22 protein-coding genes are annotated in these 26,071 nt (G+C 70.5%); 13 read left to right on the top strand and 9 right to left on the bottom strand.

Annotated features, from left to right (window positions below; translation table 11 throughout):
* Positions 1-5 precede the first annotated feature (5 nt).
* Positions 6-1,043, top strand: coding sequence for an acyltransferase family protein (locus tag ACTOQ3_RS13645; RefSeq protein ID WP_440083755.1), 1,038 nt, complete (start codon positions 6-8; stop codon positions 1,041-1,043).
* 102 nt (positions 1,044-1,145) lie between these two features.
* Here the strand turns inward: ACTOQ3_RS13645 and ACTOQ3_RS13650 are convergent, their stop codons facing one another.
* Complete coding sequence (locus ACTOQ3_RS13650) at positions 1,146-3,167, bottom strand: NAD(P)-binding protein (RefSeq protein WP_440083756.1); 2,022 nt, start codon at positions 3,165-3,167, stop codon at positions 1,146-1,148.
* 500 nt (positions 3,168-3,667) lie between these two features.
* Between ACTOQ3_RS13650 and ACTOQ3_RS13655 the strand changes: the two genes are divergently transcribed.
* The 6 genes from ACTOQ3_RS13655 (at position 3,668) to ACTOQ3_RS13680 (ending at position 8,495) form a co-directional block, all read left to right on the top strand.
* On the top strand, positions 3,668-3,868 hold the full coding sequence (locus tag ACTOQ3_RS13655; protein ID WP_362689711.1) for a hypothetical protein: 201 nt from the start codon (positions 3,668-3,670) through the stop codon (positions 3,866-3,868).
* 133 nt (positions 3,869-4,001) lie between these two features.
* Positions 4,002-5,570: an SPFH domain-containing protein gene (locus ACTOQ3_RS13660; RefSeq protein WP_440083757.1), complete on the top strand. Its 1,569-nt coding sequence runs from the start codon at positions 4,002-4,004 to the stop codon at positions 5,568-5,570.
* Positions 5,571-5,830: 260 nt separating this feature from the next.
* A complete protein-coding gene (locus ACTOQ3_RS13665) occupies positions 5,831-6,103 on the top strand; it encodes a GlsB/YeaQ/YmgE family stress response membrane protein (RefSeq protein WP_329088698.1) in 273 nt (90 codons plus the stop codon).
* A gap of 406 nt (positions 6,104-6,509) precedes the next feature.
* A complete protein-coding gene (locus tag ACTOQ3_RS13670) occupies positions 6,510-7,097 on the top strand; it encodes an ArsR/SmtB family transcription factor (protein WP_440083758.1) in 588 nt (195 codons plus the stop codon).
* Positions 7,094-7,828 (top strand): SRPBCC family protein, encoded by a 735-nt coding sequence (locus tag ACTOQ3_RS13675; RefSeq protein ID WP_440083759.1) that lies wholly within the window; start codon positions 7,094-7,096, stop codon positions 7,826-7,828. The genes ACTOQ3_RS13670 and ACTOQ3_RS13675 overlap by 4 nt, the downstream gene beginning before the upstream one ends.
* Before the next feature lie 76 nt (positions 7,829-7,904).
* On the top strand, positions 7,905-8,495 hold the full coding sequence (locus ACTOQ3_RS13680) for a dihydrofolate reductase family protein (RefSeq protein ID WP_440083760.1): 591 nt from the start codon (positions 7,905-7,907) through the stop codon (positions 8,493-8,495).
* A 7-nt stretch (positions 8,496-8,502) separates the two neighbouring features.
* Here the strand turns inward: ACTOQ3_RS13680 and ACTOQ3_RS13685 are convergent, their stop codons facing one another.
* Positions 8,503-8,964, bottom strand: coding sequence for an alpha/beta hydrolase (locus tag ACTOQ3_RS13685; protein ID WP_440083761.1), 462 nt, complete (start codon positions 8,962-8,964; stop codon positions 8,503-8,505).
* A 47-nt stretch (positions 8,965-9,011) separates the two neighbouring features.
* On the opposite strand from ACTOQ3_RS13685, the gene ACTOQ3_RS13690 reads away from it, so the two are divergent.
* Positions 9,012-9,545, top strand: a complete 534-nt coding sequence (locus tag ACTOQ3_RS13690; RefSeq protein WP_440083982.1) for an MmyB family transcriptional regulator — start codon at positions 9,012-9,014, stop codon at positions 9,543-9,545.
* Here ACTOQ3_RS13690 and ACTOQ3_RS13695 read toward each other — a convergent pair.
* The gene (locus ACTOQ3_RS13695) at positions 9,490-10,539 is read right to left on the bottom strand and encodes an AraC family transcriptional regulator (RefSeq protein ID WP_440083762.1); all 1,050 of its coding nucleotides are present in this window, start codon (positions 10,537-10,539) and stop codon (positions 9,490-9,492) included. The genes ACTOQ3_RS13690 and ACTOQ3_RS13695 overlap by 56 nt on opposite strands.
* Before the next feature lie 184 nt (positions 10,540-10,723).
* On the opposite strand from ACTOQ3_RS13695, the gene ACTOQ3_RS13700 reads away from it, so the two are divergent.
* Complete coding sequence (locus ACTOQ3_RS13700) at positions 10,724-11,392, top strand: alpha/beta hydrolase (RefSeq protein ID WP_440083763.1); 669 nt, start codon at positions 10,724-10,726, stop codon at positions 11,390-11,392.
* A gap of 276 nt (positions 11,393-11,668) precedes the next feature.
* Here the strand turns inward: ACTOQ3_RS13700 and ACTOQ3_RS13705 are convergent, their stop codons facing one another.
* The 3 genes from ACTOQ3_RS13705 to ACTOQ3_RS13715 all read right to left on the bottom strand — a co-directional run bounded on the left by ACTOQ3_RS13705 (position 11,669) and on the right by ACTOQ3_RS13715 (position 14,096).
* The gene (locus tag ACTOQ3_RS13705) at positions 11,669-12,562 is read right to left on the bottom strand and encodes an aldo/keto reductase (protein ID WP_440083764.1); all 894 of its coding nucleotides are present in this window, start codon (positions 12,560-12,562) and stop codon (positions 11,669-11,671) included.
* A 134-nt stretch (positions 12,563-12,696) separates the two neighbouring features.
* A complete protein-coding gene (locus ACTOQ3_RS13710) occupies positions 12,697-13,584 on the bottom strand; it encodes a hypothetical protein (protein WP_440083765.1) in 888 nt (295 codons plus the stop codon).
* A complete protein-coding gene (locus ACTOQ3_RS13715; RefSeq protein WP_440083983.1) occupies positions 13,584-14,096 on the bottom strand; it encodes an RNA polymerase sigma factor in 513 nt (170 codons plus the stop codon). The genes ACTOQ3_RS13710 and ACTOQ3_RS13715 overlap by 1 nt, the downstream gene beginning before the upstream one ends.
* Before the next feature lie 482 nt (positions 14,097-14,578).
* Here ACTOQ3_RS13715 and ACTOQ3_RS13720 point away from each other — a divergent pair, with 482 nt between their 5' ends.
* A complete protein-coding gene (locus tag ACTOQ3_RS13720) occupies positions 14,579-16,567 on the top strand; it encodes an alpha/beta hydrolase (RefSeq protein ID WP_440083766.1) in 1,989 nt (662 codons plus the stop codon).
* A gap of 261 nt (positions 16,568-16,828) precedes the next feature.
* On the opposite strand, the gene ACTOQ3_RS13725 is transcribed toward ACTOQ3_RS13720, so the two are convergent.
* The 3 genes from ACTOQ3_RS13725 to wecB all read right to left on the bottom strand — a co-directional run bounded on the left by ACTOQ3_RS13725 (position 16,829) and on the right by wecB (position 21,262).
* Positions 16,829-17,299 (bottom strand): hypothetical protein, encoded by a 471-nt coding sequence (locus tag ACTOQ3_RS13725; protein WP_440083767.1) that lies wholly within the window; start codon positions 17,297-17,299, stop codon positions 16,829-16,831.
* A gap of 672 nt (positions 17,300-17,971) precedes the next feature.
* Positions 17,972-20,029: a glycosyltransferase family protein gene (locus tag ACTOQ3_RS13730; protein WP_440083768.1), complete on the bottom strand. Its 2,058-nt coding sequence runs from the start codon at positions 20,027-20,029 to the stop codon at positions 17,972-17,974.
* 63 nt (positions 20,030-20,092) lie between these two features.
* Positions 20,093-21,262, bottom strand: a complete 1,170-nt coding sequence (gene wecB / locus ACTOQ3_RS13735) for a non-hydrolyzing UDP-N-acetylglucosamine 2-epimerase (protein WP_440083769.1) — start codon at positions 21,260-21,262, stop codon at positions 20,093-20,095.
* A gap of 401 nt (positions 21,263-21,663) precedes the next feature.
* Between wecB and ACTOQ3_RS13740 the strand changes: the two genes are divergently transcribed.
* From ACTOQ3_RS13740 to ACTOQ3_RS13750, 3 genes are all read left to right on the top strand, one after another.
* The gene (locus tag ACTOQ3_RS13740; protein ID WP_440083770.1) at positions 21,664-23,541 is read left to right on the top strand and encodes a glycosyltransferase family 4 protein; all 1,878 of its coding nucleotides are present in this window, start codon (positions 21,664-21,666) and stop codon (positions 23,539-23,541) included.
* A gap of 129 nt (positions 23,542-23,670) precedes the next feature.
* Positions 23,671-24,936, top strand: coding sequence for a nucleotide sugar dehydrogenase (locus tag ACTOQ3_RS13745; RefSeq protein WP_440083771.1), 1,266 nt, complete (start codon positions 23,671-23,673; stop codon positions 24,934-24,936).
* 19 nt (positions 24,937-24,955) lie between these two features.
* Positions 24,956-26,044 (top strand): glycosyltransferase, encoded by a 1,089-nt coding sequence (locus ACTOQ3_RS13750; RefSeq protein WP_440083772.1) that lies wholly within the window; start codon positions 24,956-24,958, stop codon positions 26,042-26,044.
* Positions 26,045-26,071 lie beyond the last annotated feature (27 nt).

A 26,071-nucleotide genomic window follows, 5' to 3' on the forward strand; every position in this document is an offset into this window, starting at 1 on the left:
GGGCTGTGAGCGTCACAACCCCGCTGCGGGTCCTCCTCCCGGCCGCCGCGGGCAGGGATCCGTTCTTCGACAACGCCAAGTTCCTGGCGATCACCCTGGTCGTGTCGGGCCACCTGGTCGAGGACCTGCGGGACGTCCCGGTCGCGCACGCCGCCTACCTCTTCGTGTACACGTTCCACATGCCGCTGTTCATCGTGCTCAGCGGCTACCTGTCGCGGAACTTCACCTTCTCGTCCGGCAAGGCGCGCAAGCTGATCAGCACCCTCGCCGTCCCGTACGTGATCTTCGAGCTGATCTACTCGCTGCCCCGCCTCCTCCTGTACGGCAAGCTCGACATCAGCCTCCTCGACCCGTACTACCTGACCTGGTTCCTGATGTCGCTGTTCCTGTGGCGGCTGTCCACACCGGTCTGGCAGCAGCTGCGGTGGCCGCTGGTGGTCGCGGTCGGGCTGTCGCTGCTGTCGGGGATGAGCAGGCTCCCCGACGAGCTGTCGATGAACCGCACCCTCGGCCTGCTCCCGTTCTACGTGCTCGGGCTCATGCTGCGGCCCGAGCACTTCGAGTGGCTCAGGAGGCGGTGGGCCCGGGTCGCGGGCGCGGTCACCCTGGTCGCCGGCGCGGCCCTGGCGCTCGCCGTGCACACCTCCGTGAAGACCGAGTGGATCCGCTGGCGGCACGCCAACGACGTGATCGGGGTGGACGACCTCACCGGCAGCCTGATCCGCCTGGGCATGCTGGCCGCGGGGACGCTGCTCGTCGCCGCGTTCCTGGCGATCACCCCGTCCAGGCGCACCTGGTACTCCGGGCTCGGCATGGCGACCATGTACGCCTACCTTCTCCACGGCCTGGTGGTGAAGGTCGCCGAGCGGTTCTACGGCGACTGGTCCCAGACCGTGCCGGGGGTGGCGGCCGTGGCGCTCTTCGGGGTCGGGCTCGCCGCCCTGCTGTGCACGGCGCCGGTGCGGCGCGTCACCCGCTGGGCGGTCGAGCCCGGTATGAGCTGGGCCTTCACCAGGCTGAGAAAACCAGGCCGAGAGAGCTGAGAGAACCGGCCCGGCCGGATTCGCCGGGCCGATCGGACCGCCAGGGGGTGGTGGCCGGAGCGGGAACGGCCCGCCGGGGGGTGCGGCCGGCCTCGGGACCGGTCAGATCCGGATCGGCCCGCCGGAGGGGCGCGGCGGCCGGCTCTGGAGCTCCGCGACCGCGCGATAGGCGGCGGTGACGGCCGCGTCGGCGCGGGCGGCGGGAACGGAGTCGGAGTTGGCGATCGCGATCCGGCCGTGCGGCCTGCGGGCGACGGCCGCCGGGGGCTGCCCGTCGGGGTAGAAGTCGAGGTCCCACGGGGTGGCGTACTCGGGCGCATAGCCGTGTCCCCACCGGTTGACCGTAATCGCCTCGATGTCGCGGGCCGCGTCGAAGCCCCCCGGGCCGAGCAGCCGGGTGAGCTGGTCGCGGATGCTGTACTCCAGGTGCTCGTACGGCGTCTCGATCAGGGCGTACCGTCCGGCGACCGAGCCGTGCGCGGGGGACACGCCGGGGGTGACGGGGGTGCTGACCATGTGCACGGCGATCGGCTCCTCGGGCCTCCTCGGGCACCGGTAGCCGCCGAGGTCGGCCGGGTCGTCGAGCTCGGCCACGCACCAGCGGGCGCCGGTGAACCGGGTGCGCCTGATCCCCAGCTCCCGCCAGGCCCGCCAGTCGCGGAGCTGGACCGTCGCGTACAGCAGGGGCACCTTGACCGACCGCCGCAGGGCCGTCCGCTGCGCGGGCGGGAGGTCGCCGACCAGGTAGGGGATCATCGAGTTCCAGCAGGCCAGGATCACGCCGCCCGCCCGCACGGTCCGCACCCGCTCGCCGTCGAAGTAACCGACCGTGGCGTCGGTGGCCGTGTCGGGGAGGCCGTCGTTGGCGGCCGAGACCACCGGGCTGGACAGGCGCACCCGGACCCGGTTGCCCGGCCGGTCGAGCACGTCGTAGTCGAAGCTCGCGGTGGTGACGTCATTCACGCCGGCGGCCGTGGCGAAGCCGGGGATCATCCGGGCGGCCATCATCCGGACGATCGCCTGGTTGCCCTCGGGGAAGCGGCAGGCGCGCGGTTCGCCCGCGTCCCACTCCTTGATCACGGTCGGGGAGTTGTACCTGGAGGGCTTGGACCTGTCGAGCCCGAGCCCCTGGAACCCCGCGTACCGGTGCTCGTCGGCGCCGCCCCAGGCGTCGATCGCGCCGAAGGCGTCGGAGCCGTAGGCCCACTCGTCGCTCGGCATGGTCCTGACGAATGCCAGCACGTCCGGGTGGACCCCGCAGACGTCCCTGAGGAAATCCGAGTAGGTCAGCCGGGCCAGCCGCTCCTGCTTCTCCTCGGCGGACAGGCCGGGGAACCAGTCGGGCGGATCGCCGTACAGCATGAGCAGGTCCTTTTTGGCCCGCTCCGCGACGGGCAGCTCGGCGATCCACCGGGCGGCGCTCTCGCCGGGCGTGAGCACGACGAGCTTCTCCGCGTTCCCGGCGGGGAAGGCCTCCCGGTCGCAGAAGACGCTGTCGTGCATCCCCATGCTCGCGTACAGTCCCCGTCCTGCGGGTTCCCCGAGCCTCTCGGGGTGGATGCCCAGCTTGGCGAGCAGGTCCCTGCCCTCGGGGGTCCACGCCGACGGGTGCTCCATCGACCGCGAGCCGCCGTACGCGACCAGCGGTCCCTTCCTGGCCGCCGGACGGAACTCGTTGCGCAGGGCGTGCCCGCCGATGTCGTCGTGGTTGTCGAGGATCAGGATCCGTGCGGCGGGGTCGCGCTCCAGCCACCGGTGGGCCGCGCTGAGGCCGCTGATCCCCGCGCCGACCACGACCAGGTCGTAGTGCTCGCCGGTGGGCTTCGGCGTGCCCGCGTACGGCCAGAACCGCTGGTCGCGAAGGGCGTGGGGCACGCTGAGCGCCTCCGCGGTGTCGCCGCGCAGTCCCGTGAGGGACGGCGGATAGGACATGTCAGGTGAAAGCTCCAGAATCTCCGGGGGTGCGGGAGGGGCGTCCTCCCCACCGCCGACCCCGGTCAGCGAGCACGCCGCCGCGATCCCGGTGGCCGCGATCACCCCATCGAAGAAGTCTCGACGGGAGATGGGACGGTCCATGCCGAGTTCCAGGGCCTTACGGGGATTGATCTCGTGAGGATCGGTCATGGGGCGATCATCACGATGTGAATGGATCGGCGGGGCTGCCTCGCTGCGTTTTCGGGAAGTTTTTACCCGGGCCATTAACGCGCTGTCGTGACATCTCCTACATGAGAGTCATGTCATGGTGGCTGGGAATTAAAGGGGGAGAGGGGGTGATGCGGCTTCGGTGCCGCCTGGGCTTATCCGATCCGGGAAAAGCAGCCCGCGCCGCGAGTGGCCCGGTACGCACCCCACGCCGCCCTCGGGTCGATCTCACCACGTTCCCGCTGCTCCGCGCCCTTCCGGTGTCGCTTGCCCGGGATTTTGCGGGGCGGGGAAGGTGTGTCATCTGGATTACCGGATAATCCGGAACGTTATGGTCAGTCGGCTCGTTATCCGTATAAAATCAAACCAGGGGATTCGCGATGGATCCGGCGCCTCCTGTCGCCGGGCGGTGAGGCGCGGCGTGCCGGGGGTGGCGTCCGCATTCGCTTTTTCCCTTTGACGGATGCCACGGGGAGTACCGCGTGATCGGTAAGCAGGGAAGAGTCACCGGAAGGATCGGCCCGGGCCTGGTCGGGGAGGTGATGGTGGCGGTCCGCGGGGGCGTCGAGGCGTTCTACGCCCATCCGACGGTCCCGGACGAGGAGATCGCCCCGTCCTCGATCGTCGTGGTCGTCGAGTTCTTCCCACCGCGCACGATCTACGTCGCCCGCGCGCTCCCCTGACCCCTTTGCGACCCGCCCCCCGGCTCCTTTCGCCCCGGCTCCCCCGAGCCCTCCAACCCCCCGCTCCCCCGAACCCGATCTCCCTTGCTCTCCCTCACTCTCCCCTGCTCTCCCCCACACCGCGGAGGCCGAGATGCCCACGGAGTACCTCGTCATAGGGGGCGTAGTCCTTGTCGCCCTTCTCGTCATGATCCTGTTGTTCAAGACCGTCTGGCGGGTGGCGGAGCCCAACGAGGCGCTGATCATCTCCGGTCTCGGCGCCCGGGGTAGCTCCACGGACGCCGACAGCCTCGGGTTCAGGATCGTCACCGGCAAGGGCACCTCCGTGCTCCCCGGTTTCCAGACCGCGCGCCGCCTGCGCCTGGACAGCCGCGCCGCCAACCTCCAGGTCTCCTGCGTCACCCAGCAGGGCATCCCGGTGGTCGTACGGGGCGTCGTGATCTACAAGGTCGGCGACGACCTGCACTCGATCGCCAACTCCGCCCGGCGCTTCCTGGACCAGCAGGACTCGATGAACGGCGCCATCCACGAACTGTTCACCGGTCACCTGCGCTCGATCATCGGCAACCTCACCGTCGAGGACCTCATCCTCAACCGCGAGCGGCTGACGGGCGAGACCCGCGCCTCGGCCGCCGACGAGATGATCAGACTCGGTCTGATCGTCGACTCCCTGCAGATCCAGGAGATCGAGGACGGGACGGGCTACATCACCAACCTCGGCAAGCCGCATGCCGCGAGCATCGCCGCCGCGGCCCGCATCGCCGAGGCCCAGCGCGACCAGGAGGCCACCCAGGCCGAGCAGATCGCCGCCGCCAACAAGGCCGCGGCGTGGCGCGACTCGCAGATCAAGCAGGCCGTCTACCAGGCCGAGATCGACGAGGCCCAGGCCAGGTCCCGCCAGGCGGGGCCGCTCTCCGAGGCGTCCGCCCGGCAGGAGGTCGTCGTCCAGGAGACCCGCGCTGCCGAACTCGAGGCCGCGCTGGCCGAGCAGCGGCTCCAGGCCCAGGTCCGCAAACCCGCGGACGCCAGGGCGTACGAGACCGTGACGGTCTCCCGGGCCGAGCGCGACGCCCGCATCGCCCAGGCCGAGGCCGAGGCGCGCGAGACCGAGCTCCGCGCCGCCGCGCAGGCGTCGCAGGTCAAACAGGCCGCGGCGGCCGAGGCGGAGTCCGTGCGGCTGCGCGGTGTCGCCGCCGCCGAGGCGACGAAGGTCACCGGCTTCGGCGAGGCGGAGTCCGCCAGGGCCCGCGGTCTGGCCGCCGCCGACGCCTCCAAGGCGCAGGGACTCGCGGAGGCCGACGCCGCCAGGGCGAAGGGCCTGGCCGCCGCCGACGCGATCCGGGCCCGCGCCGAGGCCCTCGCCGAGAACCAGGAGGCGGTCATCGCCCAGCAGCTCGCCGAGAAGTGGCCCCAGATCGTCGAGGCGGGCGCGAAGGCCTTCGGCAACGTCGACCACATGGTCGTCCTCAACGGCGCCCAGGGCGTCGAGGAGATGCTCGCCAAGGCCCTCACCCTCGGCGGCGCCGGCCTCGGACTCGCCCGCTCCCTCCTGAACACCGCCGCCCCCGCCCAAGCCACCCCCGGCACCTCCGCCTCCGGCGCGGCCACCTCGGGTGCTGTCACCCCCGGTGGGACCGGTGGAGCCACACCCTCGGAGAAAGGGGCCACACCCCCCGAAAAACCTGCCGCCCCCGCCCCCTGATCCTCTGTCCTCGTCCCCTTCCCCCCGATTTCTCCGGCGGATTTCTCCGGCGGCTCCCCGGAGGGCGGATGGGGGCGGTGGGGCTTCCGGGGCAGGTGAGACCGGGTTTCCTCCGTGTGCGGTCGCGGGTCAGGACCGGCCTGAGACCTCCGCGCGACGGACTCGTGACCGGTGGCCACTAATTCGGGGCACCCCGTTATGTGTTGTTCCTTTTTTCCAGGGCATACGCCTGGCAGCTGAGCAGACAGGGAGCGTGGAACATGACAGTCACCGGCATCATCACCGCCATTGTTATCGGCGCCATCATTGGTGCCCTGGGTCGGCTCGTCGTGCCCGGCAAGCAGGGCATCCCGATCTGGCTGACCATCGTGATCGGTATCGTCGCCGCACTCATCGGCACCGCGATCGCCGGAGCCCTGGGGGTCTCCGCCACATCCGGTATCGACTGGATCGAGCTGATCATCCAGATCGCCCTGGCCGCAGTCGGCGTCATCCTGGCGGTGAGCCTGTACGGCAGGCGAGGCGTCCGTTAGCCCGTGACCCGGGGAGGCCGGTTTCCGCGGGGAGAACCCGAGGAAATCCGGAGACCACCACCCTGGGCGCCTGCGACGGCCCCGTCCCGGATCTCTCCGGGACGGGGCCGTCGTCGTTCTCCGTACCGCCCGGACGCGCGACACCGCTCCGGGCTCCGGTGGACGACGCGGCGCCGGGCGGCGTGACCCGGCCGGCCGGGTTCACCGGCTCGTCCCGGCCGGGGCGCGCACAGTCGTTCCCACACACATGTACTGTCCGCTCGAACTCACTGATTCCTGAAATTTCAGGACGTCATCCCCAGGTGCTCGTGGCCCCCGCACGACCCCGGCCGGCGGCCGGCCAGGCCTGGGTACCGGCAAATAAGAATTCCTTGACAACATAATTTGTCGGCCATAGTCTGTGGTCATGCAGGAGATCGCCGTGATCGAGGACCCGGCCGCAGCCGAGGCCTCGCTGGACCCCATCCGGGCCCGGCTGCTGGCCGAGCTGAGCGAGCCCGGCTCCGCGACCATGCTGGCCGCCAAGGTCGGCCTGCCCCGTCAGAAGGTCAACTACCACCTGAAGACGCTTGAGGCGCACGGGCTCGTCGAGCTGATCGAGGAGCGGCGCAAGGGCAACGTCAACGAGCGCATCATGCGCGCGACCGCGGCCTCCTACGTGATCTCGCCGACCGCGCTGGCGTCGGTCGAGCCCGACCCGGCACGTTCCCCCGACCAGCTGTCGGCGAGCTGGCTGCTGGCCGTCGCGGCCCGGCTGGTCCGCGACGTCGGGGCGCTCATCACCGGCGCCGCCAAGGCGCGCAAGCGCGTCGCGACCTTCGCGATCGACGGCGAGGTGCGCTTCGCCTCGGCCGCCGACCGGGCCGCGTTCGCCCAGGAGCTCGCCGGAGCGGTCACGGCCCTGGTGTCCAAGTACCACGACGAGTCCGCCGAGAAGGGCCGCGACCACCGGATCGTCGTCGCCGTCCACCCGAGCGTGAAGGAAACCCGATGACGCACCCGTTCGAGCTGACCCAGGAGATCGAGCTCGCCGCCACCCCCGAGCAGGTCTGGGACGCGATCGCGACCGGGCCGGGCGTCGACTCCTGGTTCATGGGACGCACCGAGCTCGGCACGTCCGCCGGCGGCCCGGCCCACCTCACGATGATGGGCCACACCCAGCAGGCCACGATCACCGCCTACGAGCCCGGCACCCGCCTCGCGACCCGCGGCGCGGAGGCTCCCGACGGCCGGTTCATGGCGATGGAGTATCTCGTCGAGGGGCGCGGCGGCGGCACGACCGTGCTGCGGCTCGTGCAGCACGGCATGCTCGGTGACGACTGGGAGACCGAGTTCGAGGCGATGAAGGCCGGCTGGCCCATCTACCTGGAGACCCTCCGGCAGTACCTCACCCACTTCACCGGCCGCACCCCGTCGTCGCTCACGGCCGCCTTCCGGCCGGGAGCGGGCGGCCCGGACGCCGTCTGGAAGATCGTCACGGAGTCGCTGGGCGTCACGCCGGACGTCGGCGAGGGCGACGACGTCCGGCTCCCCGACGGCTCCGCCGGAGTCGTCTACTACGCGAACCTGCCCGTCAACCTGGGTGTCCGGACGGACGAGGGCCTGTACCGGTTCGTCTACTCCGGCGACGCCCGCGGCGACGCCCTCGTCCTCGGCCACCAGAACTTCGCGGGCCGCGACGAGCAGGCCGCGTGGGACACCTGGATGGCCGCGAACTTCGGCTGACCGGCCTCTCCCGGTCGGCTCGTCCAGAGTGGTGGTACCTCACCTCCCCGATACACCCCCTTAAGGAGCGAATCCCATGCGTATCGTGATCATTGAGTTCATGAGCCTGGACGGCGTCGTGCAGGCGCCGGGCGGACCTCAGGAGGACACCGACGGCGGCTTCGCCCACGGCGGCTGGTCGGCCCCGTTCTTCGACCCGGAAGTGGTCGGCGGTGCCTTCGACGGCGCGATGAGCGGGGCCGAGGCGTTGCTGTTCGGGCGCCGCACGTGGCAGACCATGGCCTCGGCGTGGCCCGGGCGAGCCGGTGACCCGTTCGCCGACCGGATGAACGCCATCCCGAAGTACGTCGTGTCCCGGACGCTGGGCGACGACGAGCTCACGTGGAACAACACCACCCGCATCCCCGGTGACGAGGCCGTCGCCCACATCCGGAAGCTGCGCGAGACCGACGGCGGCGACCTGGTGGTCATGGGAAGCCCCACCCTCGCCCGCACCCTCCTGAGCGAGGGCCTGGCCGACGAGCTCCGGCTCACGGTCATGCCGGTGATCCTCGGCGGCGGGAAGTCGATCTTCCCCGACGACGGTGGCCTGCGCACGCTCGAACTGGTCTCCACGGTCACCAGCGCCGCGGGCGTGAACGTGTGCGTCTACCGGCTGGCCGGCTAGGAGATCTCTAGGCCGCCTGGCTCAGGTTCTCGCCGAAGAACCCGGCGATCCTTTCGACGGCCAGATCCACGTACTGCTTCTTGTCATAGAGGTCGACGTGGCTGGCGCCGTCGATCCAGTGGATCTCCTTGGGGCCCGTGGTGCGCTGGAAGGCTTCGATGCTCATCCAGGACGTGACGGCGCGGCTGCCGACGATCATGAGCAGCGGTCGGTGCCCGATCAGCGGGATCGGCGCGAAGGCGTCGAAGGCTGCCATCTTGTCGATGCTGTTCCAGGTAAGGAACCTCGCCGAGCGGGGGTGCCGGCCACGTTCGGTGCGGTAGTACTCGAAGCCCTCGGCACCGTGTTCTCCGCCGAGCGCATAGGCCTGCTCGACGGTGCCGGGGAAGAGGGTCAGCACCGGCGGCTCCTCGCCTCGGGCCTCAACGGTGCGGGCGTGGGCCGCGGCGTCCAGCATGCCGAGGAACACGGCCGGGTCCTGGGCGCCGTCGGCCCCCAGGCGGAACTGGCGGGCGCCTGCTCGACCAGCTCACCGCGACCCCCGCCGTCGTTCTGGGCAAACGGCTGGACATCCTGGAGTGGAACGCCGGCGCCGCCGCCCTGTACACCGACTTCTCGCAACTCACCGCGGACCGGCGCAACTACCTGCGTCTGTTGTTCACCGACCCGATCATCCGGGACATGCACCTGGAGTGGGAGCACGACGCCCGCGACGCCGTCGCCGCCCTGCGCATGGAGTCCGCAGCCGATCCCGGCGACCCCGAGCTCGCCCGGCTCGTCGGCGAGCTGTCCGTGCGGGACGCCGACTTCCGTACCTGGTGGGCGGAGCATCGCGTCAACAACGCCGTCTACGGCACCAAGCGCTACCGGCATCGGCTGGTCGGCGGTCTCACCCTCGATTGCGACACGTGGAGCAGTCCCGACGGCTCGGGACAGCGCCTCATGGTTCTCACCGCCGAGCCGGGTTCACCGTCGCACGACGCGCTCCGCGTCCTCACCTCGTGGGCGCCCGGGCAACCGAACGGGAGCCTTTCCCCCGCACCCCGATGACGGCTGCGGAGGCCGGCGGCCGATCGCCGAGACCGGACCCGACCCCGTGCACGATCTGACCGCCGGCCGGGCTGATCCGGCGGCGGTACTCGCGCGGGGACGCGCCGGTGACCCGCTTGAACGCGTTGCTCAGCGCGCTCTCCGAACCGTAGCCGACCTCACGGGCGATCGCCGCCACCGTCTCGTCGCCGCGGCGCAGGCGCTGGGCGGCCAGTTCGATCCGCCAACCGGTCAGGTAGTCCAGCGGGCCCTGCCCGACGGCCTGCTTGAACCGGGCGGCCAGCGTCGACCGGGAAACCGCCGCGACCCCGGCCAGCTGGGCCACCGTCCAGGCGTGGGCCGGACGGGCGTGCATGGCCCCCAGTGCCGAGGCCACGATCGGGTCGGTGAGCCCGGCCAGCCAGCCGGACACGGCGCCCGGCCCGGCGACGGCCAGGTGCAGGCGCAGCAGATGGATCAGCATGATCATGGCGAGATGCTCGGTGACCAGTGTCGAGGCGAGCGGCCGATCGCGCAGCTCGGCGTCGATCTGCTCGAGCGCCCAGCGCACGGTCGCTGCCTCGGCGGTGCGGCCGGGCACGTGGATCACCGGCGGCAGCACATCGAGCAACAGTTCCTGTGCCCGCTCGCCGAAGTCGAATCGGCCGCCGATGAAGACCACGTCCTCGCCGGTTCCCACCCGGGCCACACCGTCGGTGGCCGCCGCGAAGACCGGGTGGGCCGGAACCGGCCGCACCCCCGGCCCACTGGCCAGGGTGAAGGCGCGTGGCCGGGTGAGCAGGAAGCAGTCGCCCTCGGCCAGATCGATCGGCTCCGGCACGCCGTCGACGGTGAGCAGGCCGTGGCCGCGGCGCACCGCGTTGAACTTGACCGCCGACGGCGGCTCGAACGACAGCGCCCACTCGCCGCCGGCCACCAGCCCGACGGACAGGCGGCTGGTCGTGCCGACAAGGGTGAGGACATCGTGGAGGGGATCGACTCGCTGGATGCTCACGCAACTATGTTGCACTCTGGATCATTCCAAGTCCAATTCTCAAAGCTTAGAGTTGCGGGCATGCCATGCATTGGCACCCGTTCAAAGGCGTAGTGCGCCCGCATCGAGTTCGCCGACGGCCATCGGACCTTCCTGGCGGGCGGGTCGACCGAACTCCGCAAACGAGAACCTTGGAGCACCGTTCATGACTACCGTGATGCTCGTCCATGGCGCCTGGCACCGGCCGGCCTGCTGGGCGAAGCTCGAGCCCGAGTTGCACGCCCTCGGCTATGACACGCGTTCGCCGGCGTTGCGCAGTTCCGGCGAACATCCCACCGCGGGCATGCATGAGGACGCCGCCGTGCTGGCCGAGGAACTGACGTCGATCGAGGGGCCGGTCGTGCTGCTCGGTCACTCCTACGGGGGCATCCCGGTCACCGAGGCCGCCGCCGGAGCGGGCAACGTCGTGCGGCTGATCTACCTTGCCGCGTACATGCCGGACAAGGGACAGTCGATGTACACCCTCCACGGCGCTCCCGATCCTGACGACATGAGCGGCCTGTTCCCGCTCATCGACGACCCGCGTACCTCGCTCTACGGCGACCTGACCGACGCCGAGGCCGAACAGGCGATGAGCGAACTGGTCCAGCAGACCGTCCGGTCGTTCGCGGAGAAGGCCGACGCCGCCGCCTGGCGGGACATCCCGTCCACCTACATCGTCGCCGAGCACGACAAGGCCATCCCACCTGCGCTGCAGGAGCAGATGGCGGCCCAGGCCACCGAGATTCGCCGGATCACCAGCGCTCACTGTCCGCTCCTGTCACAGCCACGCCGGCTGGCCGCCCTCATCGACGAGATCGCGCGGCCGGCCTGAGGGGCGTCGCAGGCGAGAACGGACACTGATCGTCAGTGGGTTCGGACATCACCTGTCGATCAGTGGGCCGCGCAAGGCCGGTGCGCCGCGGGATACGGGACGTCTCCCGCGCGGTCCTGTGAGGAGTGGCGTGGGCCGGCCTTTCGCTCCGGCAAGACCCCGGAAAGCCACCTCGCCGGGCTTCACCTGTGAGGCGCCATCCCATGGCCTCGAAGTTTCCCGTCCACCCGAAGATCCGAACTACGAACACGCCCTGGGTCTCCGGGACATCCGTAGTCAGAAGGTGACCGGGGTCGCCCGTTCGAGGCGGGCGACCTCGTCCTCCGAGAGCCGCAGCGCACCGGCGGCCACGTTGGCGACCAGGTGGTCGGGGTTGCCGGTGCCCGGGATGGCCAGCACGTGCGGCCCGTGCCGCAGCGTCCACGCCAGCCGGACCTGCGCGGGCGTCGCCCCGTGGGCGCGCGCGACGGCGAGGACCTCGTCGTTCTCGGTGCCGCCCGCGCCCGCCTCGCGCCCCTCCCCGGCGATCGCGTAGAACGGCACGAACGCGATGCCCTGCTCACCGCAGGCGCGCAGGAAATCCCGGCGCTCGGGGTTCGCGCCGAGGCCGTACCTGTTCTGCACGCAGACCACCGGGGCGATGGCCAGGGCCTCGGCGAGGTGCTTGGGCCTGACGTTGGAGACGCCCAGGTGGCGGATGAGCCCGGCGTCACGCAGCTCGGCCAGCGCGCCGAAGCGCTCGGCGATCGAGTCGGGCCCGTGGCCGCGCAGGTTCACCACGTCGAGGTGGTCGCGGCCGAGCTGGCGGAGGTTCTCCTCGACCTGGCCGCGCAACTGCTCCGGCCTGGCCAGGGGCAGCCACGCCCCCGAAGGGTCCTTGCCCGGCCCGACCTTCGTGGTGATCACCAGGTCATCCGGGTACGGGGCCAACGCCCGGTTGATCAGCTCGTTGGCGGAACGTAGCGACGAGAAATAGAACGCGGCGGTGTCGATGTGGTTCACCCCGAGCTCGACCGCGCGGCGCAGCACGCCGATCGCCCGGTCACGGTCGCTCGGAGTGCCGTCGGCGTTCGCCGTCAGCCGCATCGCGCCGAATCCGATCCGGTTGACGACCAGGTCGCCCAGCTTCCACGTACCCGCCACCGCCGCCGTGATGCTCTCCGACTTCACGGACGAAGTCTGCCACCACCGTCCGACCGCCCAGGAACGCCAACCAGCGGGCGCGAATCCTGACATCTTCGGATGGAGACTCCTCGGGGTTCCCCGATTCGCAAGGCCGGCAACGCGCCGCTCCGTCCGAGGGGTCAGGAAGGTCGCGGGCAGGGGTCGCCGGCCATGCTCGGGCCGGGCACCTCGGGCCGCGTGGGCGTGGGCGTGACGAACAGGGTGGCCTTGCCAGGCTCGCTCATGTGGCCCTCCTGCACGTACCAGGTGCCGGGCACCGAGGAGTGGAAGTCCTTGCCGTCGAAGTACGTGCCCACGGTCACCCCGCGTTCCCGCAACAGCCCGCGCACGAGATCCACGGACCTGCCGAGGAAGGGCACGCAGTGCATGGGCTCGCCGACCTCCTGGAGCGGGCGCAGTGCGGCATACCGCTCACCCCGGTTGGCCTTGCGCCCGAGTGTCACGGTCGCCGACCCGGTGAAGTCGACAGGGACCTTCAGCCCGATCGGGCACTGCCACTGGACGGCGCAGGCTCCCGGCTTCCGGATCGCGGAGACATATTCCTCGCTGCGCTCGATCTCCTCCATACTCCGGCCGTCCATCCTCATGTCCCAGGTGAAGATGCCGCCCTCGACGGCCGGAGGCACCGGTTTGACCCGCAGCCGGATGTCGAGGCCGCGCTCGCGGAGCTGGGTCTCGTACAGCTTCGGGTCGGCGAACAGGTCCTTGACGGTGATGACGTAGAAGGCTCCCTGCCGCTTGATGTCCAGCGCGTCGGCCTGGCTGGGGGTCACGCCCAGACCGCCCGGCAACAGCCCGCCGACCATCGTGACGGCGACGGCGGACCCGGTGACCAGCAGGGCGGCCGTGCGCGGGCGGAGCGGTCCCCAGGAGAATCGCCGGGTGACGGTGGCGGGCTCGCAGGGGGTGGCCGTCAGCTCGTCGAGCAGTTCCAGCGCCCCGGCGGTCAGACCCGGGCCGGGGCCGGGGTCGATGTCGGCGACCATGCGGTCGATCCGGTGCCTCATCACTTCGCCTCCAGCAGGTTCACGGCGCGCGAGCCGTACCGGGCCAGGTCGAGACCGGCTGAGGCGAGCTCCTTGGCCAGGCGTTTGCGCGCCCGGTGCAGCCGCACCCGTGCGGAGGGCCGGGAGCAGCCGAGCACGACCGCGATCTCCGTCGCGCTCAACCCCTCCCAGCCCGCGAGTGACAACACCTCACGGTCGTCGGGCGACAGCCGCCCGAACGCCGCGCGGACCGCGTCCGGGTCCTGCTCCACCGCCGACTCGGCCAGCACGGTCAGCTCCGCGCGCAGCCGTACGGCGAGCGCGCCCTGCCGCTTCTCCCCCCGGCGCTGGTTCGCCAGCACCCGCCGCGCCACGCCGTACAACCACAGCCTGGTCTCGTCCGCCGGAGGGATCTCGCCGACCTTGCGCCAGGCGGTCGCGAACGTCTCGGCGATCGCGTCGGCGGCGTCGTCGGGCGAACCGGTCCGGCGCCGTACGTAGCTCATCACGGCTTGGTAGTTGGCCATGTACATCTCCTCAAAACGCTGCTTCGAGTCGGGCGGGGCCACACGGATGTCCTTCCCCCGGGGGTCTGCATCAGAGGAGATGTCCGGATACGCCGCGTCGTTACAGCGGAAATCCGAGGATCGTGAAAACACCGCCGCTCACTCGAGAGGGGCACGGCCGACGCCGGAGACGGCACGTGAGTCAGAACGCATTCTGAAGTTGGTGAACCAGGAAGGGGCGGCACGCGATCGCCTGCCGTCAAGCAGGCCACATCGACCCGAACGGAACAATCCATCCGTCCCATCGGCGTTGAAACCGTCATCGAGCAGCAGGTAGGAGCAAGGTCGTGACGAACTCCGTCATCCACTCCGGCTCGGGCGCACGGCCGGAGGGCCGGTGACGGCCTGCTCGGGGTAGGGCTGCCCTTACCTCCGATACACCGGCAGGCGTCAGCGAGCCGCCGGCCCATTCGCACCAGACTCGCTCCTGACACACAGGAGACGTCAGCATGGACACCTCGGGATTGACCCCCGCCAGAATCATCGCCCTGGCGGCCATGACCCTCACCATCCTTGCTCTCGGCTACCTGGGCGCACGGGATACGACGACACCGGCGGCGTCCCCCGCGGCCAAGGTCGGCACACTGACTCTGAACCCCTGCACGTACGAGACCGAAACCGGAGCCCTGCCGGCGGACTGCGGCACCCTGACCGTCCCAGAGAACCACGACGTTCCCGGCTCCCGGCCGATCACGCTGCCCGTGAACCGCATCCGGGCCACCGGCCCCGACCCGGCCGAGCCGATCTTCCGTCTCGGGGGCGGGCCCGGCCAGACGAACATGACCTTCAAGGAAGCCGGCCGCCTCTCCGAGAGGCACGACATCGTCCTGGTCGGTTACCGCGGCATCGACGGTTCCGTCGTCCTCGACTGTCCTGAGGTGACCACGGCGATGCGGCACTCCGCCGACCTCGCCGGACCCGACACGACGCGCCGCACCTCCCAGGCCTACGCCGACTGTGCCAGACGCCTGACCGAGGACGGCACCGACCTCGGCGGCTACTCGCTACCCCAGCGCGTCGAGGACTTGGAGACCGTCCGCAGGGCACTGGGCTACCGGCGGATCAACCTGATCAGCCAGAGCGTCGGAACCCGCACCGCCATGATCTACGCCTGGCGCCATCCGCGGTCCATCCACCGGTCGGTGATGGCCGGCGTGAACCCGCCCGGTCGCTTCCTCTGGGACCCCGCCACCACGGACGACCAACTCGCCCGATATGCCCGGCTGTGCGCCCAGGACCACGCATGCGCCGCACGCACCGAAGACCTCGCCGCCTCCATGAGGGCGACCGCCGCGCACCTGCCCGACCGGTGGGGACCCCTGGCCGTCAAAAGCGGCAACGTCCGCGCCGCGACGCTGATCGGACTGGTCAACTCCACACGATTCGCCGCACCGCTCAACGCGCCCGCGATGCTCGACGCCTGGCTGGCCGCCGCCGACGGCGATCCCAGCGGACTCTGGGCCATCTCCCTTCTCGCCGACCTGACCATCCCGACGTCCTTCGTCTGGGGAGAGTCCGCCGCGACCACCATGATCGACGCTGCGCCGGTCGACCGCTACTACGCCGGAGGGGGCGACCCGGGCTCGATCCTCGGCAACGCCGGCGCGGATCTGCTGTGGGCCGGCGGTGGCCTCACCAAGGCGTGGCCGTCCGGCCCCGACACCCGCGGATACCAGCGGACGCGCCCGACCGACGTCGAAACGCTCCTGATCAGCGGCACCGTCGACTTCACCACGCCCGCCGAACTGGCCACCAGGGAACTGCTGCCCGCCCTGCCCAACGGCCATCAGGTGATCCTGGCCGAACTCGGGCACACCACCGACTTCTGGCGCTACCAGCCCGAGGCCAACCGGCGGCTGCTGACCGCCTTCTTCGACCACGGCCAGGTCGACACCTCCGGATACACCACCCACAAGGTCGACTTCCGGGTCGGCACGCTCAGCATGCCGAACATCGCCAAGATCCTCGCAGGCGTCCTGACCGGCCTCACGCTGACCGCCGCCGTCCTGCTCGCCGGGATGACCCGCCGAGTACGCCGCCGCGGTGGCTTCGGGCCCAGAACCGGCATCTGGCTGCGCGTCCTGACCCCGGTGATCCTCGGTCTCGGCGGCTGGTCCCTGGCCATACTGACCGTGTCGATCCTGTGGCCGGCGACCTACCTCGGCGACCCGCTCGTCACCGTACCGCCCGTCGGTGTCGCCATCGGCTACGGCGCCTACTGCGCCTGGACCCGACGCGACCGGACCTCTCGGCACCGGCGCCGGGGCCTGGCCGCCGCACCGGCCGCGGCACTCGCCGGAGCCTGGCTGGGGTTCTCCGCCGCCGACGGCCTACCCGGCACGACGGCCACGATCATCGGCGCCGCCCTCGCCGCCAACCTCGTCCTCCTCACCCTCGACATCCTCGGCGACCGCGCCGCCACACTGTCGGAGAGCTGATCCACGACCTCCCACCACGGACGGCCCTCGCCCTGTTCCGTTCGCCGAAGGCCGACTGATCGTTCTCCGGAGGCTCCCGGTCCCGCAGGTGCTGCCAGACCGCTCCGGGCGCGGCGCGCAGTGCCTCGAAACATCGGCGTGTGTTACCTAAGGCGTGGCGGCACAACTCCTCCCATCCCTTGACCGCGTCACTGGTACCGAACCGGATATCCCATTCGTCATCCGGAGGCGGGACCGTGACCCGGTCACCGCGCTTCGGGCTCACGCCGAAACCTCCACCGGTCCGAAGTCGCCGCGTGTGGCCTTACGCGCCTGGGCGTGGCGGGCGGGATCGGCCTTGATCCGAGCGGTCGCCCGACAGCCTGCGATGACCTCCTGTGTGGTGACATCGACATCCAGTTCCGCTGCGTCGGAGAGCGCCTCGACCAGTTCGAGGGTGAAGGCACGCGGTTCGGCGGAGGTGAGGTGGCGGACCCAGGGGAAGACCTCGGGCATGGCGATGACCGGCGCGCGGGCGGTCGGATCGTGCTTGATGAGGGCGAGGAACAGGCGAGACGCCGTGGCCAGCGTCTCCCCGCGCTGATCCTCACGGTCGGCGGCGGTCAGGGAGGAGTCCGGGGCATCGCGGTGGGTGACGCGTACTCTGCCGAGGCGCGCGGCGCGTTCGGCGACGGCTCGGGGGTTTCTCGACAGGTCCGAGAAGGTCACGGCGTCGGCGTTGCCGGTGCTCACCCTGCCATCGTGAGTCAGGACACATTCTGAAGTCGGTGAACCAGGGAAGGGGCGGCACGCGATCGCCTGCCGTCAAGCAGGCCACATCGACCCGAACGGAACAATCCATCCGTCCCGTGGGAACTGGAGGGCAAGCATCAGCGAGCGGGCACCGCCGTCTGGTTCCACCTGCCGGCGGGCGACGTACCCCTCGACAGAACCACATGAGTGTCGTACGGCGAGCGAGCCCCGGCGAGCGCCCCCTGCGCTCCTTTCCGCACCGGCGCTTCAGCTACGGCGAACAACCCCGAAAACGGCCCCGTACGGATCGCTTCAGCGTCAAAGGGCCCGATGGGCGGCCCGGAAGAAAGCGACCACGGTCTGCACGGCGTACGGCGAGACGGGTCGTGTGCGGAGGTGGGTGGGTGTTCCGGGCGGCTTATAAGAATCCGTGACCAGCGCGCCCGCCAGGCCGGAGGCCTGACGCACCGGAGCCGCCACCGACGACGGCCGCCCGGAGCACCCACCCACCGGAGCGCGAACGCACATCACGCGCTGATCCCCATCAGCCATGTACCCGACGGATACCGGGCAGAGCGGCCGGACGACATCCGTCGTATCGATGCCCCGGGAAAGAGCCCCCGTTTCCGGGAACCGCCCCACCAAAGGCCTTCGGGAACCGCCCCACCAAAGTCAGATCATGACGTGCGCTTCCGGGTGCCCGGCGAAGGAGAACTGGGCGTTGCGGGTGAGCTTGATGTCGTCGGCCTGCCAGGTGTGCATGGACTTGTCGCCGCTGCGCCAGTAGACGAAGTTGAAGCGGTCGGCGGAGTAGATCTTGACGCGGTCCTCCTTGAGGCGACGGACCAGGTGGGTGTCCTCGCCGCGCGTGATGTCCTCGAAGCCGTAGTGCCGGAACATGTCGGCCTTGCCGAGGAAGGTGCCGCCCTGCACCAGGAAGGCGTACCGGTGCTCCAGCCCGGGCAGGCGCAGCATGGTGGTGTTGCTGCCCTCGAAGTAGGCGTAGTGCGCGCCCTTGCCGACGAGCTCGGCGTCGGAGTAGTCGAAGGCGCGGGCCAGGTCGGACAGGTAGTGCTCGCCGTACAGGTTGTCGTCGTCCATCTTGGCGATCAGCTCGCCCTCGGCGGCGGCGATGCCCATGTTGAGGCAGGCGCCCAGCGACAGCGACTCGTCGGCGGGCAGGACCACGACGTCGGTGATCCCGGCCATCCGGGCCTTGTCGGCGACGACGACGGGGTCGATGTCGAGGCCGTGCAGGACCATGACGAGCTGGACGGGCCGGTGTATCTGCCGGGCCACCGAGGAGATCGCGTGCTCGATCTGGGAGGCGCGGTTGGTGGGCAGGACCACCGAGATCGACCGGGTCCGCTGCTGCACCGGCCTGCCGAGGATCCCCAGGATCTGGTCCACGCGGTGCGAGAACAGGTGCTTGTCGAAGACCTCGCGCATGGCCAGGTGCCCCTGGCGGGCGCGCAGCTCGGGGCTGTTGATCAGGTGCAGGACCTGGTTGTACGACTCAAGCTCGTCGCGGGCGATCGGGATCAGCGACCCGAAGGTCTCCTCGATGGCCCGGGACCAGCCGGAGACGATCGACGTCGAGCAGGCCGACAGCTCGAAGACGCGGCGGGCGCACATGGTCGGCGAGTCGAGCACCGAGTTCACGTTGAGGAAGACCTTGTACATCTTGTACGCGGCCAGCATCTGGTCGTACGGCAGCTCGCCCACGATGTGCGGGACGTACTCCTTCGGCCAGGCGTACTTCTCGTCAACGGTGCCGTTGCGGGCGAAGATGTGCAGCCCGAGCTCGCGGATCGGAGCGATGACGGTTTCCATCTGCTCGCGGCGCTCGGGGTGCTTGTCCCTGAAGTACATCCCCGCGAAGACCACGTCGTTCACGCGCCCGCGCTTGTCCTGGATGGGGTTGTGCACCCGGGGCTGCGCGGCGAACTGCAGGACGTCGACCCGGTCGTGGCCCAGCACCTCGCGGTAGCGGGGGACCATGTCGCCGTCGCAGGTGAAGACGTAGTCGAACAGCTTGGCCGTGTCGATGAAGAAGTCGAAGTTCGGCGGGTCCTCCTTGTTCCAGAAGACCGTGGGGATCCCCTCGGCGCGGCACCAGTCGATCAGGGCGAGCAGCTCGGGCTTGGGGGCCTTCGTGCCGGTCATCTGGTAGCGCCAACGGCCCTGGTTGCCGTGCCAGGCCGACTCCACGAACAACAGCTCCGGCCGGCGCTCGGCGAAGATCTCCGGCCAGTCGCGGAGCCCGAACTCGATCTGGTCCCACTCGTACTTGAACGCCATCCGGGAGAAGTCGTCCAGGATGACCGCGACCTTCATGTCGGGGCGGACGATCGGACCGGCGGGCCACTTGACCTGCGGCACGTCGACCACGGGCCCCTGGTGCTTGAGCTCCTCGATCACCTCGGCCACCGGGCGGGGCGGCTTGGGGCCCTTGCGGGCCTGCATCGCGGAGCGCAGCCTGCCCGGCAGCGCGGTGACCCCCGGCCCCTTGGCCGCCGTCAGTGCCTCGGCCACCCGGTAGGGGCGCTGCACCTTGGTCGACTCCAGCTTCCACTGCGCGTAGTCGGCCCGCGCCTCGGCGATGGCGAGCCGCCGCTCCAGGTCCTGGACGCGCTCCTCGAGGCGCTCGACGACCTTGCGCTCCTCGGGCAGCCAGTTGATCGGCCCGAGACGCTGGAACTTCGGCTCTTCTGGGGTCTCATCGCTCATGGGGAATCGCCTTTGTCAGGGGTCGTGCCAGCGTACGACCATAGCCGTACCGAAAAAGTAGTTTTAAAGGGATTTGGGCGATACCGATTGTCCGGCCGGTGAGAGGTTGCCGCCGCGCAGCCAGCTCCCGATCACCCGGGCGATCCGGGGACCGGCCTTGCCGTCCCAGAGCGGGGGCAGCTCGCCCGACGGCGTCGCCGCGCCGTCCGCCAGCGCGCGATCGGCCGCGGTGGGCAGCTGCGCGGGGGTGACGAGCCGGTTGGTGCCGTGCGTGATGGTGATCGGCCGCTCGGTGTTGGGCCGCACCGTGAGGCAGGGGACGCCCAGCATGGTCGTCTCCTCCTGCACGCCGCCGGAGTCGGTGACGACCAGCGTCGCGCCCCGCACCAGTGACAGGAAGTCCACGTAGCCCAGCGGGTCGACGATGCGGAGGTTCTCCCCGTTCACCAGTCCGGCCTCCGCCAGACGGGTCCGGCCGCGCGGGTGCAGCGGCACCACGACCGGGAGGCGCTCGCTCACCGACAGCACGGCGTCGACCAGTTCCTTGGCGGAGGCCGGGTCGTCGACGTTGCCGGGACGGTGCAGGGTGGCCACCGCGTACCGCTCGGGAATGCCGAGCCGGGAGCGGACCGGGACGGGGTTGAGGTGGTCGAGCGCGGAGAACAGGCTGTCGATCATCGGGTTGCCGACGAGGTGCACCCGGGCCGGGTCGACGCCCTCGGCGGCCAGGTGGGAGAGCGCGTCCGGCGAGGTGGCGAAGAGGATGTCGGACAGGCCGTCGGTGACGACCCGGTTCACCTCCTCGGGCATCTCCCGGTCGAAGGAACGCAGGCCCGCCTCCACGTGCGCGGTCGGCACGTGGAGCTTGGCGCAGACGAGGATCGCGGCCAGCGTCGAGTTCACGTCGCCGTAGACGACGACCAGCGTGGGACGGTGCTCGAGCACCACGTCCTCCAGGCCGACCAGCAGCGCCGCCGTCTGGCGGGCGTGCGAGCCGGAACCGACGCCGAGGTTGGCGATCGGCTCGGGGAGACCGAGGTCGGCGAAGAACACGTCCGACATGAGCGCGTCGTAGTGCTGACCGGTGTGGACGATGCCCTGTCGCACCCCGAGTTCGGTGAGCGCGCGCACCACGGGCGCGGCCTTCACGAAGTTGGGACGCGCGCCGAGCACGTGCAGGACGAGGGGATTATCGGGGCCCTGAGCAGCGCCCGGACGGGCAAAGTCCCTCATTGACCTCGCCTTTCATGCGGCAGTGGGGCAAACGTTGCCTATGGTACGGTCACGGCGTGGTATCCGATGCCAACAGGCCAGACTCCCCCTCGGTTCCAGCGAAGGTTCCGGCGAAGCCCCCGGGTCCGGCGACATCCTCGGTGCCGGCGACACCATCCCCCTCGGTGACGCCTCCGGCCGTTGAGACCCCCGCCGTCGAGCCCTCCGCTTCGGTGACCCCTCCGCCCGCCGTGTCTTCCGCATCCGCGGAGCCGGTGACGCCTCCGAGTCCGGAGCCGTCCGAGACACCTGCGGCGCCGAAGGCATCTTCCGAGCCGGAGACACCCGCCGCGTCGGAGGCACCCTCCGAGCCGGAGGCACCCTCCGTCCAGGAGACGACTCCGGTCGTGGAGGAGCCCGCCGTGGACACGCCCACGGAGCCGCCGCCCCCGCCGAGCGCGGAGACGCCCCCGGTCGCGGACGCGACCCAGGCTGCGGAGACGACTCCGGCTCCCGCCGCGGACCCGCACGGAAGCCCGGACGCGGCCGGAGGCCCGGACGCGGTCCCGGTCTCCGACATGCCCGCGGTCACGGCGAGGCCCTCGGACGAGGACGAGGAGAAGGTCCCCGCGTCGCTCCCGGCGTCGTCCACGCCTCCGGCGGCCCCGGTGTCGGCGAAGTCGGCCAGAGCGGGACTGCGCGGGCTGATCAGGGGCTTCGTCCAGCACCCGGTCATCGTCTCCCGGGTCGTGGCGACCAAGGTGAAGTCCGACCCGGTACGCGTGGCGCAGGCGGCGGCCGAGACGCTCCCGCCGAGTGTCCGCCCCGTCGTGGGCCGGTTCGCCTGGCCCGTCGCGCGACGCGCCAAGATCGTCGTACGCAAGCTCGGCATGCGCCTGGTGAAGGGCCCGTGGAGTGAGGCGAAGGAGCACTTCGACTCCGGCCGGATGAGCGAGGCCGCCGCGGTGCTGCAGGCCCACACGCGCTATCCCTTCATCAAGCGCCGGCACGCCTACTACGCCGGTGAGCTGGCCGCGATCCAGCCGAACCCGATCCCGCCCAAGGCGAAGGTGATCGTGGGCGAGCGGTTCCAGGGCCGGGTGCTGCACTGCGTGACCAACGCGCTGCCGTACACGCAGGCCGGATACACCGTCCGCACCCACCGCATCGTCACCTCGCAGAAGGCCGCCGGGCTCGACCCGCACGTCGTGACCAGCTGGGGCTGGCCGATGATGCAGGGGCACGCCGACGCGACGCCGTACGAGGAGATCGACGGCATCCCCTACCACCGGCTGATCCCGAGCGGCGAGGTGCCGTTCGAGAGCCACGGGCGGATGATCCGCGGCGCCGGAGAGGTGACCGAGCTGGTCAGGACGCTGCGACCGCAGGTGCTGCACGCCGCGACCGACCACCGCAACGGATCGGTGGCGCTGGCCGTGCGCGAGCGCACCGGCACGCCGATGGTCTACGAGGTGCGGGGCTTCCTGGAGGAGACCTGGGCCTCCCGCGACCCCAAGCGCATCGGCAGCCAGCGGCACGTGCTCCAGCGCGACCGCGAGGCGTTCATCATGCGCTCCGCCGACGCCGTGGTCACCCTCGCGGAGACCATGGCCACCGAGATCGTCGAGCGCGGGGTACCGAGGGAGAAGATCTATCTCGCGCCGAACGCGGTGGACGACTCGCTGCTCAGCGCCGAGTACGACGGTGCGGCGTTCCGCGCCGCGTACGGCATCGAACCCGGCGAGATCGTGATGGGCTCGGTGTCGAGCATCGTGGCCTACGAGGGCTTCGCCACCATGATCAACGCGGCCGCGCTCCTGCGGGACGAGGGCGCGCCGGTCAGGGTGCTGCTCGTCGGCGACGGCGTGGAGCGGGCGGCGCTGCTCGAACAGGTCGAGGAGCTGGGACTGGGCGACATCGCGATCCTGCCGGGACGGGTCGGCCCCGACGAGGCCCTGCAGGCGCAGGCGGCGATCGACATCTTCGTCTGTCCCCGTGAGGACCTGCGCGTCTGCCGACTCGTTACGCCATTGAAACCCGTCGAGGCGATGGCCCTCGGCAAGCCGGTCGTGCTGAGCGACCTGCCCGCCCTCTCCGAGCTCGTGGGCTCCGAAGGGGCCGGGCTTCTGGTGCCCGCGGGAGACCCCGAGGCGCTGGCCAAGGCGATCGCCGGGCTGCGTGACGATCCGGAGCGAAGGGCCGAGATGGGTGAGGCCGGACGGGCCGAGGTGGCGGCGAAGCGTACGTGGAGCCGCATCGCGGAGACTTACCGTGATATTTACCGATCGATTGCTGGTTGATGGTCTCGTGTTGGTAACGGGGATCCCAGTCGTTTGCGATGCGTTCAATCGCATTAGGCGTAGCTCGTTCGGACTTGAGATAGCCTTTGCGACCATGAAGTGTTGTTTCCGGCGTTCCAAGGTCATCCAGTGACTGCCTACGACCTGGCCATCATCGGTCTGGGCTACGTCGGCATGCCCCTGGCCAAGGAGGCCACGGCGGCTGGTCTGCGGGTCGTCGGCTTCGAGGTCGACCCCGTCAAGGTCGAGGCCCTCAACGCGGGCACGTCCTACATCGACGACCTGACCGACGCCGACCTTGAGCACATGCTGGCGGGGGGCTTCACCGCCACGCTGGACGAATCGGTCCTGGCCGACAGCCGGACCATCGTCATCTGCGTGCCGACCCCGCTGGACGAGGACCACCGCCCCGACCTGTCGGCGGTCGAGGGTGCCACCGGCACCGTCGCCCGCAACCTGCGGGCCGGCTCGCTGGTGGTCCTGGAGTCCACCACCTGGCCCGGCACCACCGACGAGGTCGCGCGGCCCATCCTGGAGAAGGGCTCGGGCCTGGCCGCGGGCACCGACTTCCACCTCGCCTTCTCGCCCGAGCGCATCGACCCGGGCAACCCCAAGTACGGCCTGCGCAACACCCCGAAGGTCGTCGGCGGCTACACCCCGGCCTGCAAGGACCGCGCGGTCGGGTTCTACTCGCAGTTCATCGAGCAGGTCGTGCCGGTCAGCGGCACCCGCGAGGCCGAGATGGCCAAGCTCCTGGAGAACACCTACCGCCACGTCAACATCGCCCTCGTCAACGAGATGGCGATCTTCTGTGACGAGCTCGGCGTCGACCTCTGGGAGTCGATCGAGGCCGCGGCCACCAAGCCGTTCGGGTTCCAGAAGTTCCTCCCCGGGCCCGGCGTCGGCGGGCACTGCATCCCCGTCGACCCGTCCTACCTCTCCTACACGGTGCGCAAGCTGGGCTACCCGTTCCGCTTCGTCGAGCTGGCCCAGGAGATCAACGAGCGGATGCCGTCGTACGTGGTGGCCCGCGTGCAGCGCCTGCTCAACCGGCAGCGCAAGCCCGTCAACGGCTCGAAGGTGCTGCTGCTCGGTGTCACGTACAAGCCCGACATCGCCGACGAGCGCGAGACCCCGGCCCTGCCGGTCGCGCGGGCGCTGCTGGAACTGGGCGCGGAGCTCGTCTTCGCCGACCCGTACGTCAAGGAATGGCGCGTCGACGACGTCGAGGTGCCGCGTGAGGAAGACCTCGCCACGGCAGTGGCCGAAGCCGACGTGACGCTGCTGCTGCAGCAGCACGCCGCCTTCGACCTGTCGATCGTCGAGGACCAAGGCAAGCTCGTGCTCGACACCCGAGGCGTGCTCGCCGAGGGTGAACGCGTCGAGCGGCTCTAGCGACGGAGGGCTGCGCGCAGTGCACGTGCTCGTCATGACGGTGGTGCATCACCCCGAGGACGCCCGGATCCTGCACCGGCAGATCCGCGCGCTCGTGGACGCCGGTCATGAGGTCACGTATGCGGCCCCGTACACGGCGCGGGGCGTGATGGCCCGCTCCTGGGTGAACGGCGTCGACCTTCCCCGCGCCGCCGAGCGCAAGCGGTTCGCGGCCGTGCGCGCCGCGCGCAAGGTGTTCAAGCGCATGCGCGGGCAGGTCGACCTCGTGGTCATCCACGACCCTGAGCTGCTGCTCGCGGTGGTGGGCATGCGCAAGCGGCCCCCGGTGGTCTGGGACGTCCACGAGGACACCCCGGCGACGCTGTCGCTGAAGCCCTGGCTGCCCGCGTTCCTGCGCCCGCCGGTGCGGTTCCTGGCCCGCCTGCTCGAAGGCACGGCCGAGCGGCACCTGCACCTGCTGCTCGCCGAGACCGCCTACGCCGGACGGTTCCGCCAGACCCACCTGGTGGTGCCCAACGAGACCTGGGTGCCCGACGAGGTGACCCCGCCGGGTGACGACCGGGTCGTCTACCTCGGCTGGCTGTCGGGCGCGCGCGGGGTGCGCGAGGCCATCGAGGTGGCCCGGCTGCTCCAGCCGTACCGGGTGGCGGTCGAGCTGATCGGCTACGCCGACCCGCAGTCGCGGCCGACGCTGAACGAGGCGGTCGCGGAGGGCGTGCTGGAGTGGCGCGACTTCATGCCGAACGACGAGGCTCTCAAGCGGCTCGACGGCGCGCTGGCGGGGCTCTCCCTGCTGCACGACGAGCCCAACTACCGGCACTCCATGCCCACGAAGATCGTGGAGTACATGGCACACGGCATCCCGGTGATCACCACCCCCTCGCCTCGCGCGGTGGAACTGGTCGAACGCTACGACAGCGGCATCGTCGTGCCCTGGCAGGACCCCAAGGCCGTGGCCCAGGCGGTGCTCTTCCTGCGAGACGACGCCAGGGAGCGGTATGGCCGGGGCGCCCGAGGGTATGCGGCGGCTCGTGCGAACCACCACTGGCCCAACTCGGCCCGCCGTTTCGTCTCTCAGCTGGAGGCGTGGGCGGGCGTCAAGAGCTGACCTCCGGTACGGCGGGTCCCCCGCCGC

Source organism: Streptosporangium sp. LJ11 (assembly GCF_051918945.1).
Classification (GTDB): domain Bacteria; phylum Actinomycetota; class Actinomycetes; order Streptosporangiales; family Streptosporangiaceae; genus Streptosporangium.

Excerpts from the sequence above, each read along its gene's own strand:
- ACTOQ3_RS13715 (WP_440083983.1), bottom strand. The coding sequence starts at position 14,096 with ATGTACATGGCCAACTACCAAGCCGTGATGAGCTACGTACGGCGCCGG.
- ACTOQ3_RS13665 (WP_329088698.1), top strand. The coding sequence starts at position 5,831 with ATGACAGTCACCGGCATCATCACCGCCATTGTTATCGGCGCCATCATT.
- ACTOQ3_RS13720 (WP_440083766.1), top strand. The coding sequence starts at position 14,579 with ATGGACACCTCGGGATTGACCCCCGCCAGAATCATCGCCCTGGCGGCC.
- ACTOQ3_RS13670 (WP_440083758.1), top strand. The coding sequence starts at position 6,510 with ATGCAGGAGATCGCCGTGATCGAGGACCCGGCCGCAGCCGAGGCCTCG.
- ACTOQ3_RS13710 (WP_440083765.1), bottom strand. The coding sequence starts at position 13,584 with ATGAGGCACCGGATCGACCGCATGGTCGCCGACATCGACCCCGGCCCC.
- ACTOQ3_RS13700 (WP_440083763.1), top strand. The coding sequence starts at position 10,724 with ATGACTACCGTGATGCTCGTCCATGGCGCCTGGCACCGGCCGGCCTGC.
- ACTOQ3_RS13675 (WP_440083759.1), top strand. The coding sequence starts at position 7,094 with ATGACGCACCCGTTCGAGCTGACCCAGGAGATCGAGCTCGCCGCCACC.
- ACTOQ3_RS13730 (WP_440083768.1), bottom strand. The coding sequence starts at position 20,029 with ATGAGCGATGAGACCCCAGAAGAGCCGAAGTTCCAGCGTCTCGGGCCG.
- ACTOQ3_RS13650 (WP_440083756.1), bottom strand. The coding sequence starts at position 3,167 with ATGACCGATCCTCACGAGATCAATCCCCGTAAGGCCCTGGAACTCGGC.
- ACTOQ3_RS13660 (WP_440083757.1), top strand. The coding sequence starts at position 4,002 with ATGCCCACGGAGTACCTCGTCATAGGGGGCGTAGTCCTTGTCGCCCTT.
- wecB (WP_440083769.1), bottom strand. The coding sequence starts at position 21,262 with ATGAGGGACTTTGCCCGTCCGGGCGCTGCTCAGGGCCCCGATAATCCC.
- ACTOQ3_RS13680 (WP_440083760.1), top strand. The coding sequence starts at position 7,905 with ATGCGTATCGTGATCATTGAGTTCATGAGCCTGGACGGCGTCGTGCAG.